This is a genomic window from Spirulina sp. CS-785/01 (genome assembly GCF_028330525.1).
GTDB lineage: Bacteria > Cyanobacteriota > Cyanobacteriia > Cyanobacteriales > Spirulinaceae > JAQMSD01.
Genome location: NZ_JAQMSD010000243.1, coordinates 1 through 15,825, shown reverse-complemented (window position 1 = coordinate 15,825; position 15,825 = coordinate 1). Strand labels below are relative to the sequence as shown.

Annotated in this window: 9 protein-coding genes; 8 read left to right on the top strand and 1 reads right to left on the bottom strand. The window is 47.6% G+C overall.

Annotation, left to right across the window (positions count from 1 at the left end; translation table 11 throughout):
* Positions 1 to 325 precede the first annotated feature (325 nt).
* From PN462_RS15935 to PN462_RS15910, 6 genes are all read left to right on the top strand, one after another.
* Positions 326 to 4,387: a DUF4347 domain-containing protein gene (locus PN462_RS15935; RefSeq protein WP_272129767.1), complete on the top strand. Its 4,062-nt coding sequence runs from the start codon at positions 326 to 328 to the stop codon at positions 4,385 to 4,387.
* A gap of 335 nt (positions 4,388 to 4,722) precedes the next feature.
* Positions 4,723 to 6,102, top strand: a complete 1,380-nt coding sequence (locus tag PN462_RS15930; protein WP_272129765.1) for a CHAT domain-containing protein — start codon at positions 4,723 to 4,725, stop codon at positions 6,100 to 6,102.
* A 164-nt stretch (positions 6,103 to 6,266) separates the two neighbouring features.
* Complete coding sequence (locus PN462_RS15925) at positions 6,267 to 6,506, top strand: hypothetical protein (RefSeq protein WP_272129763.1); 240 nt, start codon at positions 6,267 to 6,269, stop codon at positions 6,504 to 6,506.
* Positions 6,507 to 6,559: 53 nt separating this feature from the next.
* Positions 6,560 to 6,784, top strand: a complete 225-nt coding sequence (locus PN462_RS15920) for a DUF167 domain-containing protein (protein ID WP_272129761.1) — start codon at positions 6,560 to 6,562, stop codon at positions 6,782 to 6,784.
* A 101-nt stretch (positions 6,785 to 6,885) separates the two neighbouring features.
* Positions 6,886 to 7,530: a uracil phosphoribosyltransferase gene (gene upp / locus PN462_RS15915; protein ID WP_272129769.1), complete on the top strand. Its 645-nt coding sequence runs from the start codon at positions 6,886 to 6,888 to the stop codon at positions 7,528 to 7,530.
* Between the two features lie 28 nt (positions 7,531 to 7,558).
* The gene (locus PN462_RS15910; RefSeq protein ID WP_443029193.1) at positions 7,559 to 8,050 is read left to right on the top strand and encodes an ureidoglycolate lyase; all 492 of its coding nucleotides are present in this window, start codon (positions 7,559 to 7,561) and stop codon (positions 8,048 to 8,050) included.
* Positions 8,051 to 8,208: 158 nt separating this feature from the next.
* On the opposite strand, the gene PN462_RS15905 is transcribed toward PN462_RS15910, so the two are convergent.
* Positions 8,209 to 8,427: a hypothetical protein gene (locus PN462_RS15905; protein ID WP_272129757.1), complete on the bottom strand. Its 219-nt coding sequence runs from the start codon at positions 8,425 to 8,427 to the stop codon at positions 8,209 to 8,211.
* Positions 8,428 to 9,342: 915 nt separating this feature from the next.
* On the opposite strand from PN462_RS15905, the gene gltB reads away from it, so the two are divergent.
* Positions 9,343 to 13,929 carry a glutamate synthase large subunit gene (gene gltB / locus PN462_RS15900; RefSeq protein WP_272129755.1) on the top strand — a complete coding sequence of 1,529 codons (4,587 nt, stop codon included), beginning with the start codon at positions 9,343 to 9,345 and terminating at the stop codon, positions 13,927 to 13,929.
* Between the two features lie 118 nt (positions 13,930 to 14,047).
* A complete protein-coding gene (locus PN462_RS15895; protein WP_272129753.1) occupies positions 14,048 to 15,532 on the top strand; it encodes a glutamate synthase subunit beta in 1,485 nt (494 codons plus the stop codon).
* Positions 15,533 to 15,825: the final 293 nt, after the last annotated feature.

The window sequence follows — 15,825 nt, the reverse complement described above, 5'->3', positions numbered from 1 at the left end:
GGCTAGGTGGGGGTGCTTTCCCCCCTCGCCCTTTGGGAAAGGGGGCTAGGTGGGGGTGCTTTCCCCCCTCGCCCTTTGGGAAAGGGGGCTAGGTGGGGGTGCTTTCCCCCCTCGCCCTTTGGGAGAGGGGGCTAGGGGGTGAGGGACCCAACCCAATCATATTAATAACTAAATAACTGAATACTCAAATAATAAAAAAAAATGACTAAAATTTTCCTTCTATGCACGCCCAACAAATTGCTAAAAAGTAAAAAATAGGGGATGACAAACCCAACTTAATCCATTAGGTTGGAAAAAACCAAAACAAAATTAAATATTAGCGGCTATGTTATGTAATCTGACGCATCTACCCAAAGGAATTTTCTCCTTTTCCGTCGTCAGTCTAGCGATGTTGGGTGTTACGAATGGCGCGATTCCCCTCTGGGGAGGCTACGCGATCGCGCAAACCATTACCCCTGCCCAAGATGGCACAGGAACAATCACCACCCCCCAAGGGAATCAAATCAATATTACTGGGGGAACACCCTCTACAGATGGGGCAAATTTATTTCACAGTTTCGAGCAATTTAATCTCTCTCCAGAGCAAATTGCCAACTTTCTCGCCAACCCAGATATACAGAACATTTTAGGCAGAATTACCAGTAATGACCCCTCAATTATTAACGGCCTAATCCAAATTACCGGAAGTAACGCTAATTTATACCTAATGAACCCCGCAGGGATTATTTTTGGAGAGAATGCCCAACTAAACATTTCCGGGGACTTCTTCGCCACAACCGCCACCGGAATCGGCTTTGGAAATAATCAATGGTTTAATGGGTTTGGTGAGAATAATTACTCAGAATTAGTGGGAACGCCCTCCCAATTGGCATTTGACTTATCCCAACCCTCAGCCATCCTGAACCAAGGCGACTTAACTGTTAATTCCGGACAAGATTTAACCCTTATGGGGGGAGCAGTCGCCAATACAGGCACAATAGAAGCCCCCAATGGCACAATTACCTTATCAGCAGTCCCCGGCAGTCAGTTAGTCCGCATTGAGCAAGAAGGGAACTTATTAAACCTAGAAATTGCCCCCCCCAGAGACATCCAAGGCAATACCTTACCCTTCACTGCCCTAGATATACCAGACCTCTTAACCGCCTCAGAAGCCCCCGAAAATGAGCAAGAAGCCCTCTCAAGCGTCGAAAATGGCACTTTAGCCATTCTGGGGTCAATTACAGGCCAGAAGGTCAATTTAGCCGCAGTGAACCCCATTCAAACCCCTGATTATCAATTAATTCGCACAGGAGATGGTACAGAACACGCTCCAAAAGTGACTCGCTTTCCCACCCATCCCGATGATCCTCTAACTTATACCTTTATTGATGGAACAGTGGACAGTTACGAGGACTTTTTGTACGGGGGAACTCCGGGAACTGTCAGTGTCGTTATTCTTCCCGATGACTCCGGAATAGCAGTCATTGGCGAACATTTATCCTTAACCGAAAATATTGATGCACTCCAACTCATTACAGAAGGAGGACAAGGGAACTTTTGGCTCGGTAAAGACTTTATCAACAATGAAACCCTAGGACAATATCAAGAGCAATTGCAGCAATGGGGAACAGCACTAAGTCCCCATGCAGATATCCTGTTATTAAGTTGTTACACCGCATTAGGAACAGTTGGAGAGAGTCTCATACAGAATTTAGCCCAAGCAACAGGTGCAGATGTGGCCGCATCCACCAATTTAACTGGAAATCCGGCATTAGGAGGCGATTGGGTTTTAGAACAGAGTACAGGGAATATTGAAGCCTCTGTGGGGATTATGCCAGAGGTTCTCACAAATTATCAGGGGAAACTGGCCGTCTTTACCGTGACGGATGGGGGAGACTTAGGAACAGATACCTTGCGAGATGCGATCGCGCAAGCCAATGGTAACACAGGAGCAGATGAAATCCGCTTCAGTGGCGTTTCCTTAGTTGATTTAACATCAGGACAGTTACTCATTAACGACGAATTAACCATCACCGGAGGCACAACCAATGTCACCGTGCAGCGCAACACAGGAGCAAAGGATTTTCGTATTTTTGACGTAATGGGAGGAGTCACAACAACGTTTGATAACTTAACCATTCAGAATGGCAAAATCCCCGGCAGTACAGGAGGTGCAATTAATGCCAGTGGTGCAGTAAACCTCATCAACACTACAGTATCAGGAAACTCTAGTTTCTTTGGGGGTGGAGGAGTTCACTCCTATACCACCATAACTCTTACCAATAGCACCATATCACACAACTCAAATCAGAGTGGAGGGGGTGGAATTCATGCCAACGGTGCAGTAAACCTCCTTGATAGTACCGTATCCTATAACTCTGGTGCGGACGGTGGTGGGATTCACTCCAACACAGCAATTAATCTCACCAATAGTACCGTATCCTATAACTCTGCTAATACTGGTACAGGAGGAGGCATCAATGCCAATGGTACAATCAGCCTCTCTGACAATAGCATTGTTTCCAATAACACCAGTAATTTAGATGGGGGTGGAATTAATGCCACTAACACCATCAACATTAGCGATAGTACCGTAACAGGCAACACCAGTCTCACAGGTGGGGGTGGGGGAATTGACCACAATGGTAATGATTTTCTGACCATTGATAATAGTGTTATTTCCGACAATTTCGCCAACGTGACGGGTGGTGGGGTATTATCTGCTGCGGGTAATGCAACCACCACCATTACCAACTCAACCATTTCAGGCAATACAGCAGCGACTGATAACAGTGGTGGACTGGGTATCGTTGGCAATTTTACCCTCACCGACTCCATCGTTTCCAACAATTCGTCCGGTGCATTTGGAGGAGGAATTGGCATGACAGGTGACTTCACCCTGAGAAACTCCACGGTTTCTGATAATGTATCAGCGAACAGTGGTGCAGGAATAGCCAACTTTAATGGCGATCTTACAGTCATCGACTCAACGATTTCAGGCAATTCAGGAGGAGGGGGAATTTCGAGTTATGTCGGTGATATGAGTGTAACGAACAGTACCATTACAGATAATATCTCTCAATTCAATGGTGCAGGGATTAATATAGATGGTGCAGTCAGCCTCACCAATAGCACCGTATCAGACAATACCAGTCTCCCAGGTACAGGTGGAGCAATTCATTCTAATACCGCGATTAATCTCACCAATAGTACGATATCCGAAAACTCCAGCAATAGCGGTGGGGGTGGACTTCATAGTGGTGGAGATATTACTGTCAATAATAGTCTTATCCGTGGGAATAGTGTAAACACTTGGGGCGGTGGAATTAATAGTCATGCCAACGTTACCGCCAACAATAGCACGATTCGTAACAACCAAGCCGCTTTAGGTGGTGGTGGGATTAATAGTGATGGCCATATCACAGTCAACAATAGCACCATCAATAATAATACTGCGATTCAAGGGGGTGGCCTTCGTAGCACCTCAGCAATGACTGTCACCAACAGTACCATAAGCGGCAATCACGCTTATGGCTATGGTGGTGGCATTCGCAGTAATAATGGAAGTGGCACAATTCGTAACAGCACCATTGCCTTTAACATAGCCGATGCCGATAATGAAGGTACAGGTGACGGTGGCGGCATTTACCGCTTTGGCACAACAGGCACATTCAACATTGAAAACAGCATCATTGCCCAAAACACCGACATTGGCGGACAAGCCAACGATTTAAAAGGTACATTTGATAGTATCCAATACAGTCTCTTTGAAGACCCCAACGGTGCAACCATCACCACCAGCAATAACAATATTATCGGACAAGACCCGAAACTCTCCGCCCTAGGCAACCATGGAGGCACAACCCAAACCCATGCCCTCCTCCCCGGAAGTCCTGCCATTAATGCCGGGACAAGCACCAATGCCCCCACCACAGACCAACGGGGACTCCTCCGCAACATCGTGGATATGGGGGCCTTTGAAGTGAATGGCAATCTGCAAACCAGTACCACCAGCAGTAACCTCAACCCCCAACCCGGAGATGTCGTCACAACCACCCTAACCGTACAAAATCTTGGTGATGCAGTGGGGAGTATTTCCCTGAAAAGCCTAATCTCCTTTGGCTTTGCTCTCACCGATGTCCAACTGAGTCAGGGCAGTTTTGACCCCGTAACCCAAATTTGGACAGTGGGAACATTAGATGGGGCCTTTAATCTCTTAGATGCTAGTAATACAGCCACTCTCTCCCTAACCGGACGACTCCCCACCGAAGATACCGTCCTAGACGTTGATCTCCTCTCCAACGTACAAGGAGACCTGTCCACCTCCTCAGAATTAGAATTTCTGCTCTCCGCGCACCCATCTCTTAATGTTCATCACACCAGGGTAAGCTCATCTAATTTGGTATAAATAGTAACTGAAAAAAGTCCAGTGATTCCAATTTTACCTAAAATTGACAAATTGACCTCAAAAATTAGTTTTTTTGTTCTAGTCTTATAGGATTGACCAATATCTTGAAGAAAGAACCAAGAGTTGTCAACAGTTATTGCGATCGCGATCAAAATATCCAAACTTATTCAGCCACACAAAAGAAAAAATCCCTTTTTATTGTCAATAAATCAAGAATATTGTCAATAACTAAACAAGTCATCAATTTTTGATGTTATGATTTTATTTTTGTCTGTAGCTATTAATACAAATTTAGATGAGCTAGCCCTGTTCATCACACTACCGAAACCAACAGAATGATGAATATTATTGAAGATAATATTGAAGAGAGTGTTGAAGAAGGAAAAACCGCCAGCGCAGAACAATCCACCTCACCCTCCACTCCCTCTTTCAACAATACCCCAGAAGCCGCAGTAGAAGAAGCAGAACAAAAAAGCACCGACACCTATACTAACCATTTTGGTCTCAATCAAGTCCCTTACTTGCGCTTTGCCGAAATTCAGCAAATGTTAACGGATGTGGAAAGCAACTATGGGATCAAACCCGCTTTTCTCTACGCTTCCTTCCAGCCGGCTCAACCCCACGCTAGTCAACCTGGACAAGTCCTGTGGGAATATAATCAAAATGGCGCACAATCGACCTTACCCAGTGATGAACTCGAACTGCGGTTACTCACGGCCACAGGCAACGTCATTATTCAGCGCATCCCTGGGGCAACTCGTGCCAATGTTCGTGCCGTAGCCCGAGAATTACGACTGTCCACCCGCAATCGTAACCGGACAACAGCCTTTATGGAGTCCGCCCAACAACTCTATCAATGGATCATTGCGCCGTTAGAAGAAGAATTAGAAGCCCAAGGGGTGGAAAATCTCTCCTTAATTTTAGACCGAGGTTTATTATCATTACCCTTTGCGGCCTTTCATGATGGGGAAGAATTTTTAATTGAAAAATATAGTTTAGGCTTGATTCCCAGTGCTTCTTTTATTGATCCTCGTCCCTGGCAACGAGATGAAACAGAGGTCTTAGCTATGGGAGCAGAGAGCTTTACGACTTTAGAGTCCCTGCCTAGCGTTCCCGTCGAAGTAGAAAGAATTACACAAACTTGGCCAGGAGAGAGCTTTCTGAATGAGGAGTTTTCAGTTCAGAATTTGCAACGGGCTAGGGAGAAAAACGATTACAATATTATTCACTTAGCCACTCATGCGGAATTTAACCCCGGCAGACCGAGTAATTCTTATATTCAGTTTTCGGATCAACGACTCACCCTCGACCGTCTCCCGCAGTTAAAATTGGATGACCCCGTGGTGGATTTATTGGTGTTGAGTGCTTGTCAAACTGCATTAGGTGATCCCGATGCAGAGTTAGGGTTTGCGGGGTTATCTATTATGGCGGGGGTTAAAAGTGCATTAGGGAGTTTATGGTCTGTGAATGATTTGGGGACATTGGCCCTGATGACCCATTTCTATGACAGTTTACAGGATGCTCCTATTAAAGCAGAAGCCTTGCGCCAAGCGCAGTTAGCCATGTTACGGGGAGAGGTGCAGGTGGATGGAGAACGGTTACGAGGGCCTAGAGGTAATGTATCTTTACCGACTCCTTTGCAACAGTTGAATGATGTCAATTTAAATCATCCTTATTTTTGGAGTGGGTTTACGATGATTGGCAGTCCTTGGTAAAGCAGGGTGAAATGGGGAGTGGGTAGGAATTGGCTGGCGGACTTTCGTAGAATCACGGAATTTTTCCAACCATTCCCCTTCCCAAAATTTTCACAATCCTATTCCCAAGATTTTCACAGTCCTTGTTTAGCGTGGGACTATGGGTTCAATCGAGGTAACTTGTCATGGCTAGTATTTCCAATATGTCCATCTCTCCGATAGGAGACGAACTAACCATCCGTCAAAAACTCTATGAGATTTATGGCAAAATCTATACAGTAGAGGCGTTGACTCCTCAAGAACAGCATTTGCTGGAGTATATTGCCCAAAAAGATACGTTAGGCCCAGAGGGCCAAGATATTCTCCGTCGCATTCGCTATGTCCTCAAGCGGAAACAACGACAAAACCGTCAACAGGCGGCTTGAGGGAATGACTGTTTTTTGTTACAGAGATAATAATTTGTAACAAGTAAACCGTAATGAAGAAAGTTGTCAAAGTTAAACCTAATGCTAAACAGCAGTCTGTGACGGAACAAGCGGACGGCAGTTTGCGTGTTTCTCTCCAGTCTCCTCCGGTGGATGGGAAAGCTAACAAGGAATTAATTAAGCTACTGGCGAAACAATACGGGGTGTCTCAGTCGCAGATCACGATTAAACATGGCCAGAGGGGAAAACAAAAGTTGATTGAAATTGCGGAGGAATGAGGCAGAGTTGGCGATCGCCTGCCCAGAATGTGTCAGAATTTGGAGATGGGGTTCACGTTGTTGGAACTCGCCTTTCTTTTTTGCCTCTGTACTGTCTTGTTATGGCTGATTCTACTGCTCAGGTTATTCGGATTCAACACCCACTGGTGCAACATAAGCTCACGTTGATGCGACAAAGTGAGACGAGTACGGCTAAATTCCGCCAATTGCTCAGGGAAATTGGGATGTTGCTGGCCTATGAGGTGACGAGGGATTTACCCCTGAGATTAGAGTCCATACAAACGCCCCTTGCGTCCACTGAAGCCCCGAAACTGGCCCCGGATAAGAAATTAGTCCTAGTTTCGATTTTACGGGCGGGACAGGGCTTATTAGATGGGATGTTGGAGTTGATTCCTTCGGCACGGGTGGGGCATATTGGCTTATATCGAGACCCTTCAACTCGTGTTCCGGTGGAGTATTATTTTAAGTTGCCCCATGATGTTGAGCATCGGGATGTGTTGATTGTTGATCCGATGTTGGCGACGGGGAATTCTGCGATCGCTGCTGTAGAAAGAGTGCAAGAATATAATCCCCTGTCGATTAAGTTTATCTGTTTGTTAGCGGCCCCAGAAGGCATTGCTAATTTTCACAGTCATCACCCCCACATTCCCCTTTATACGGCGGCCATTGACGATCATTTAGATGATCACGCTTATATTATTCCTGGGTTAGGAGATGCGGGCGATCGCGCTTTTGGCACAAGATAAATTAGACCGTCCTGTTATACCTGATCTTATGACCCAGATTATTCGCTTACTATCCCAACCTATTACACCAGCAAATTTTACTCCCTTTGGCCAAGTTATTTTTCCTACGGGGGATGGGAAACCCTTTGATGAGACAGACGCACAGTTAGATTTATCCCAAGGCATTCCTCGTTTTTATATTATGCAGTTGGAGCAACGGGGAATGGAATTTAGCAGCATTACCCGACATCAACGGTGTACCCAATGTCTGGGTGCATTGGAGGGGAAAGACTGGTATATTGCGGTTGCTCCTCCTTGTGAGGGGGATAAACCGAAAAAAGATGAGATTGCAGCTTTTCACATTCCCGGCCATTGTTTTATTAAGTTAAATCATGGCACTTGGCACGCGGGGCCGTATTTTTCCCATCCTCTGGTCAATTTCTACAATCTGGAGTTAAGTGATACGAATGAAGTAGATCATTTTACCCATGATTTTCAAGATCAGTTCTTGATCTGGCAACAGAAAAGCTCTGAAGGGTAAAAAGAAGTGAGGAAAGAGAAGTGAGAATTGAGTTAAAATCCCTCTCTCCTCATTAATGGTTAACTCGCTGACTGGGCATTACATTTTTACATTCAAAAAAGAGGGATTAAAGAAAAAATTTAACCCTCTTAAATAATTAATAATTAATGATGAATTAACTAATAACTTTCATCCGGTTCAACGGTGAGTAAAGCTAAAAGTTGATTGGCTTGTAAGAGGCGATCGCAGATAATTGTTTTCCATTTTAAGCTAATTTTCGGATCAGATAAAACCTCAAATGCTTCTTGACGATAGGACGCACCATGAACAGAGTCCGCTTCGTCTAAGTGACTCAGATGTTCATAAACGGTTTGCGGCGATAATGATTTAGTGGCCATTTTTCCCTTCCTTTGCAGTTGTGCAATTGTTACGTTTTGGGAGTTGCTTTTTTCAGAGAGGACAGGAAATTCGCCCAAGTCATCGGGGTTAACTCCAGGGATTTTATACTAGGGATTAACCATCCAAAGGGTTCTTATCTTTTCAAAACAGTTCAGCCCAACACAGTTCAGCCCAACACAGTTCAGCAATTTTTACTGTCAAAATCACTACAGTTCAGGCAGAAAAATTGCAGAAAAGGTCAGAGAGAGAGCAGAACGTTTTGCTCAGAACCCAGCAGAATTTGATGATAGCCGTTCCTGCCTACAGTAAAAATTATTACTGCTTCCTCCCCCCTTTGAGGCCAGAACGAGACAAATTTTTACAAGACTGTAGATAGCTTGGCCTTTCTTTACATTTGTTTAAAAAAAACTGAAGTCAGGATTCTCTGACTTAGAGAGCAGATTTAACAATTCTTCGTGTCACAGTCGTCCCAATTTGAAGTCTCAGACAACTCTAGGGCATTGGCTGTTTCCCCCATCATACTTGCCTTTACCAGTCAGAGGAAAGTTCCTAGAGTGTAAAAAGCGTAGGAGTTTATCCGCATTTTTAACTAAGAAATGTTGCAGGTTTAGTGAACGATATCTGATCATTTTGTTAAGAATAGGTGCGATATTCTATTTATGGATTCATAATTCATAAACAGTCCAAACAAGTAGGGATTCAGTAATTAGTACATCATGCAAGCCTGCTTATGTAGCATTCAAAACCCAATTAAGCGTGGCATGAGGATGTTAGACGATAAAACCAAGCGGTGGTCTGCCGCAGTGGAGACGGAACGCTAATTGCTGAAAGTCCAGACTTCCCCCTCACGTGCCTTTCTCAAGGCTCTGAATTCCCTGAATCGTTATTTAGTTGAGTCACTTTCAGTTGAAGCTATGAGTAGAGAGCAATTGCCACAACAACAGGGTTTATACAATTCCCAATATGAACATGATGCCTGTGGTGTCGGGTTTATTGTCCAGATGCAGGGCGAGCGATCGCACTCCATAATAGAACAAGCCCTAACCATCTTACACAACCTAGAACACCGAGGGGCTGTCGGAGCAGAACCCAACACCGGAGACGGGGCTGGAATATTAATACAGTTACCCCACAAATTTATGCAGAAAGTGGCCCAAGGCGAGGGGGTAAACTTACCCGAAGCCGGGCATTATGGTGTAGGGATGTTCTTTGCCTCCCCTGATCCCACCGTGCGGCAAAAAGCACGAGACACCTTCTGTCAAATCGCCGCAGAAGAAGGGCAAACCGTCTTGGGATGGCGGGATGTTCCCACCGATAATAGCAGTTTGGGAGCAACCGCCAAGAAAAGCGAACCCTGTATGCAGCAAGTCTTTATCCAGCGCAGCGCAGACTTAGCCGACGAGTTGGCCTTTGAACGGAAATTGTACATTATCCGGCAAAGAGCGCAATCAGCCATTCATGGTCACATCGACTCCTACTGGTATGCCACCAGCGTTTCCTGTCGGACCATGGTGTACAAAGGAATGCTCACCCCACCGCAAGTCGGGGGCTACTTTCCAGACTTGAGTGATCCTGACCTAGAAAGCGCGATCGGTCTAGTCCACTCCCGCTTCAGCACCAACACCTTCCCCAGTTGGGAGCGATCGCACCCCTATCGGTACGTCGCCCACAACGGCGAAATTAACACCCTACGGGGCAATATTAACTGGATGCACGCCCGGGCCACCCTCTGTGCCTCCCACCTGTTTGGCGACGATCTAGACCGCATACAACCCGTCATTGACCTCGAAGGCAGCGACTCCGCCATCTTCGATAATACCCTCGAACTGATGACCCTCGCGGGACGCTCCCTCCCCCATGCGGTAATGATGATGATCCCCGAACCGTGGTACAACCACGAATCCATGAACGCCGAACAGCGAGCCTTTTACGAATATCACTCCTGTCTCATGGAACCCTGGGACGGTCCGGCCTCCATTGCCTTCACCGATGGGACAGGGATTGGTGCAGTCTTAGACCGCAATGGGTTGCGTCCCTCTCGTTACACCGTCACCAAAGACGGATTAGTGATCATGGCCTCCGAAGCAGGAGTGTTACCCGTTGAACCAGAACGAGTAGAGAAAAAAGGCCGTTTAGAACCCGGTCGGATGTTCTATGTCAATATTGACGAAGGCCGGATTGTTGCTGACGAAGAAATTAAACAAGGTATCGCCACCGAAAAACCCTATCAGGAGTGGTTAGACCAACATTTGGTCCATTTAGAAGACCTATCACCAGTCACCAGTCACCAAGAACAAACAACAAACAACAAAAACTTAATTCAACAACAAAAAGCCTTTGGTTATACCTTTGAAGAACTGCGAATCTTATTAACCCCTATGGCGCAAAATGGGGTAGAAGCATTAGGGGCCATGGGAACAGACACGCCCTTATCTGTCCTCTCCAACCGTCCCAAACTGCTTTACGACTACTTCCAGCAACTCTTTGCCCAAGTCACCAACCCCCCCATTGACTCCATCCGAGAGGCCATTATCACCTCTCCCATCACCACCATTGGGTCAGAAGGAAACTTACTCGACCCGAAACCAGAAAGTTGTCATCTCATTCAACTCAAAACGCCGATTCTCAAAAATGAAGAATTAGCGAAACTGAAACAGGGTAAAGAAAAAGGCTTTCCTTCCGAAACACTCCCCATTCTCTTTGACCCGAAAACCGGAGTCAACGGGCTAGAAACCGCCCTAGACAACATTTGCGCCCAAGCCGATCAAGCCATTGAAGCGGGGACATCCCTCCTTATTCTCTCCGACCGAGGCGTAGATGAAAATAACGCCCCCATTCCGGCATTATTAGCCGTTGCGGGACTGCATCACCACCTCATTCGGGCGGGGACTCGGACCCGTGTAGGCATTGTCCTAGAATCGGGAGAACCGCGAGAAGTGCATCATTTTGCCGTTCTTATCGGTTATGGTTGCGGGGCGATTAATCCCTATTTGGCCTTTGAAACTATTGGGGATTTAATTGAACAGAAACAAGTCAATAACATTGATTATGCCACCGCTTGTAAGAACTACATCAAAGCCGTAACTAAAGGCGTAATCAAAATTGGCTCAAAAATCGGCGTTTCCACCATTCAAAGTTATCGCGGGGCGCAAATTTTCGAGGCTATTGGTTTACAGACCTCTGTCGTCGATAAATACTTCACTTGGACCGCTTCTCGCATTGAAGGGGCTGACTTAGAAGCCCTGACCCAAGAAGCCCTGATGCGCTATCAGAAAGGCTTTACCAACGAACCTAACCCGACGCTGGATGTGGGGGGTGAGTATCAATGGCGTAAGGATGGTGAACAGCACGTTTTAGCCCCAGATACCATTCACTTGTTACAACGGGCGGTTCGTGAAGGGGATTACGACCTCTATAAAAAATATAGCCAGCAAATTAATACCCGTGGGAAACAATATTTCCGCTTGCGGGACTTGTTGGAATTTAAAGCCCGTACCCCCATTCCCTTAGAGGAAGTTGAACCCATTGAAGCGATTATGCAACGGTTTAAAACCGGGGCAATGAGTTATGGGTCAATTTCTCAGGAGACTCACGAAGCGTTGGCTATTGCCATGAACCGTATCGGGGGTAAATCCAATACCGGAGAAGGGGGAGAGGACCCAGAGCGTTATACTTGGACCAATGACCGAGGCGACTCGAAGAATAGTGCCATTAAACAGGTAGCTTCGGGGCGTTTTGGGGTGACGAGTTTGTATCTCTCCCAAGCGAAAGAAATTCAAATCAAAATGGCCCAAGGGGCGAAACCCGGTGAAGGGGGACAGTTGCCTGGTCGTAAGGTGTATCCTTGGATTGCTAAGGTGCGTCACTCTACGCCTGGGGTGGGGTTAATTTCACCGCCTCCTCACCACGATATTTACTCTATTGAGGACTTAGCGGAGTTAATCCACGACCTGAAAAATGCCAATCGGGAGGCGCGGATTAGTGTTAAGTTAGTCTCTGAAGTGGGTGTGGGGACTATTGCTGCGGGGGTTTCTAAAGCCCATGCGGATGTGGTGTTAATTTCTGGGTTTGATGGTGGGACGGGGGCTTCTCCGCAAACCTCCATTAAACACGCTGGACTCCCTTGGGAGTTGGGGTTAGCCGAAACTCATCAGACGTTGGTGATGAATAATTTGCGCGATCGCATCGCCGTAGAAACCGACGGCCAAATGAAAACCGGGCGTGATATCGTTATGGCAACCCTCTTAGGGGCCGAAGAATACGGCTTCTCTACAGCACCGCTAGTCAGTTTAGGCTGTATTATGATGCGGGTTTGTCATAAAAACACCTGTCCCGTCGGAGTCGCCACCCAAAACCCCGAACTCCGCAAACAATTCTTAGGCGACCCCCAACATACGGTCAATTTTATGACCTTTATTGCCCAAGAAGTGCGAGAATTGATGGCAGAATTGGGCTTCCGCACTATTAACGAAATGGTGGGACGCACCGATGTCTTAGAGGAGAAAAAAGCCGCCGACCACTGGAAAGCCAAAGGCGTTGACCTCTCCAAACTCCTCCATCAACCGGAAGTCTCTGCCGATATTGGCCGTTATTGCCAAGTCCAGCAAGATCACGGATTGGCCAAATCCCTCGATATGACCGTCTTGTTAGACTTATGCAAAGATGCCATTACCGACGGTAAACCCGTCCGGGCCACCCTGCCTATCCGTAACGTGAACCGCGTGGTTGGCACAATTTTAGGCAATGAAGTCAGCAAACGTCATTGGGACGGCCTCCCCGAAGATACCATCCACCTCCATTTCCAAGGCAGTGCAGGTCAGAGTTTTGGCGCATTCGTTCCCAAAGGCATCACCCTAGAATTAGAAGGGGAAGCCAACGACTACTTCGGCAAAGGGTTAAGTGGCGGCAAAACCATCCTCTATCCCCCGAAAAACGCCAGTTATGTCCCCGAAGACAACATTATTGTCGGCAATGTGGCCTTTTACGGGGCCACGGAAGGGGAAGCCTATATTCGCGGTGTTGCCGGGGAACGCTTCTGCGTCCGTAACTCTGGGGTTCGTGCCGTGGTGGAAGCCATTGGGGATCATGGTTGCGAATACATGACCGGAGGTAAAGTGGTTATTCTGGGACGCACCGGACGCAACTTTGCCGCCGGAATGAGTGGCGGTGTGGCTTATATCTTGGATGAAGTGGGCGACTTTGCCACACGCTGTAACACGGAAATGGTCGGGCTTGACCGTCTCGAAGATACGGAAGAAATCCGGGAGTTACACGGCATGATCCAGAAACACGCCGAATATACTGGAAGCACCAAGGCTAAACAGGTATTAGCGGACTGGGATAAGATGGTCCCCCAATTCGTGAAAGTCATGCCCCACGACTACAAACGGGTTTTACAACACATCAAGGATGCGTTGGCCAGTGGCATGAGTGACGATGAGGCCCTTTCGGCAGCGTTTGAAGAAAATGCCCGTGACTTAGCCCGTATTAGTGGCAATTAGTCAGTGAACAGTTATCAGTGATCAGTTATCAGTCAAGCTGATCACGGTGACTCATTCACTGCCAACTGACAACCTTATTAACTGTTTACTGTTTACTGTTTACTGTTTACTGAAAAAGATGGGAAAAGCAACAGGTTTCATGGAATATCTGCGCGAGGTGGCTGAGGATGTTTCACCGCGCGATCGCATTCGCAATTGGGACGAATTTCACACCCCCATGCCCGAAGACCAGTTACAAGTCCAAGGCGCACGCTGTATGGACTGTGGCACGCCGTTTTGTCACACAGGCATAGAAATTAACCGCATGGCCAGTGGGTGTCCCATTAATAACTTAATCCCCGAATGGAATGATTTAGTTTATCGGGGACTCTGGGAAGAAGCCCTCGACCGACTGCACAAAACCAACAATTTCCCCGAATTTACGGGACGGGTTTGCCCGGCCCCCTGTGAAGGGGCTTGTGTTCTGGGTATTACTAGCCCCCCTGTCACCATTAAAAATATTGAATATTCCATCGCCGAAAAAGGCTGGCAAGAGGGTTGGATCACCCCCCAACTGCCCAAAGAACGCACGGGGAAAAAGGTTGCTATTGTGGGATCAGGGCCGGCAGGTCTCTCGGCAGCCGCACAATTGAATTCTGCGGGGCATTGGGTGACAGTCTATGAACGGGAAGACCGTCCGGGGGGGTTACTCATGTACGGCATCCCCAACATGAAATTAGACAAGAAAAAGGTGGTCATGCGTCGTCTGGATGTCCTACAAGCGGAAGGCGTAACCTTTGTTTGTAATACCGAAATTGGCAAAGATTTACCCGCAGAACAGTTAATGCGGGAATATGATGCCGTGATTCTCTGTACCGGGTCCACTCGTCCCCGCAACTTGGAGATTCCGGGGCGAGAATTAAAGGGGATTCATTTTGCCATGGAATTTCTCACCGCCAACACCCGGACAGTATTAGAAGGAAATCCCACCCCTGACTATATTTCCGCCGCCGGAAAAGATGTGATCATCATCGGTGGGGGGGATACCGGGACCGACTGTGTAGGTACATCGCTCCGGCATGGGTGCAATAGTGTCACCCAACTAGAAATCATGCCCAAACCTGCGGAAAGTCGCACTCCGACCAACCCCTGGCCCGAATGGCCGAAAGTCTATCGCCAGGACTACGGCCAAGAGGAAGCGGCGGCCATGTTTGGGGATGATCCTCGCACCTATGTGACCACGGCCACGAATTTTGAGGGGGATGAGCAAGGTAATGTTAAGGCGGTGCATACGGTCCAAGTGAATTGGATGAAAAATGAACAAGGCCGCTTCACCCCGCAACCCATTCCGGGGACAGAAAAGGTAATTCCGGCCCAGTTAGTGTTACTGGCCATGGGCTTTTTAGGGCCAGAACAGATGTTACTGGACTCGCTAGGATTAGACCGAGATGGCCGCAGTAATATTCAGGCGGACACTGAGGAATATCAAACCAGTTTACCGGGTGTGTTTGCTGCGGGAGACTGTCGCCGGGGTCAAAGCCTTGTGGTTTGGGCGATTAATGAAGGTCGTGGGGTTGCTAAGGCGTGCGATCGCTTCCTCATGGGCAAAACCGATCTAGAATAAAATACCATCCTGAGCCTTGGGACATAAACCCCAGTAGGGTGCGTTAACGCAGTGTAACGCACCCTAAAAAATTACGATACAAGGTTGGGTGTAACGGAGTGATACGGAATCCGGTATCGAAAGACCCTAAAAAATCAGGAAACGCTCTCTGGGTGGGCATTGCCCACCCAGCCCTGTCAAGGTGGGTAACGAGATATGGCGGTTTGGAGTGGGGGGGGGGGGGGGGGGGGGGGGGGGGGGGGGGGGGGGGGGGGGGGGGGGGGGGGGGGGGGGGGGGGGGGGGGGGGGGGGGG

Excerpts from the sequence above, each read along its gene's own strand:
- PN462_RS15935 (WP_272129767.1), top strand. The coding sequence starts at position 326 with ATGTTATGTAATCTGACGCATCTACCCAAAGGAATTTTCTCCTTTTCC.
- PN462_RS15925 (WP_272129763.1), top strand. The coding sequence starts at position 6,267 with ATGGCTAGTATTTCCAATATGTCCATCTCTCCGATAGGAGACGAACTA.
- PN462_RS15920 (WP_272129761.1), top strand. The coding sequence starts at position 6,560 with ATGAAGAAAGTTGTCAAAGTTAAACCTAATGCTAAACAGCAGTCTGTG.
- gltB (WP_272129755.1), top strand. The coding sequence starts at position 9,343 with ATGAGTAGAGAGCAATTGCCACAACAACAGGGTTTATACAATTCCCAA.
- PN462_RS15910 (WP_443029193.1), top strand. The coding sequence starts at position 7,559 with ATGACCCAGATTATTCGCTTACTATCCCAACCTATTACACCAGCAAAT.
- PN462_RS15930 (WP_272129765.1), top strand. The coding sequence starts at position 4,723 with ATGATGAATATTATTGAAGATAATATTGAAGAGAGTGTTGAAGAAGGA.
- PN462_RS15895 (WP_272129753.1), top strand. The coding sequence starts at position 14,048 with ATGGGAAAAGCAACAGGTTTCATGGAATATCTGCGCGAGGTGGCTGAG.
- PN462_RS15905 (WP_272129757.1), bottom strand. The coding sequence starts at position 8,427 with ATGGCCACTAAATCATTATCGCCGCAAACCGTTTATGAACATCTGAGT.
- upp (WP_272129769.1), top strand. The coding sequence starts at position 6,886 with ATGGCTGATTCTACTGCTCAGGTTATTCGGATTCAACACCCACTGGTG.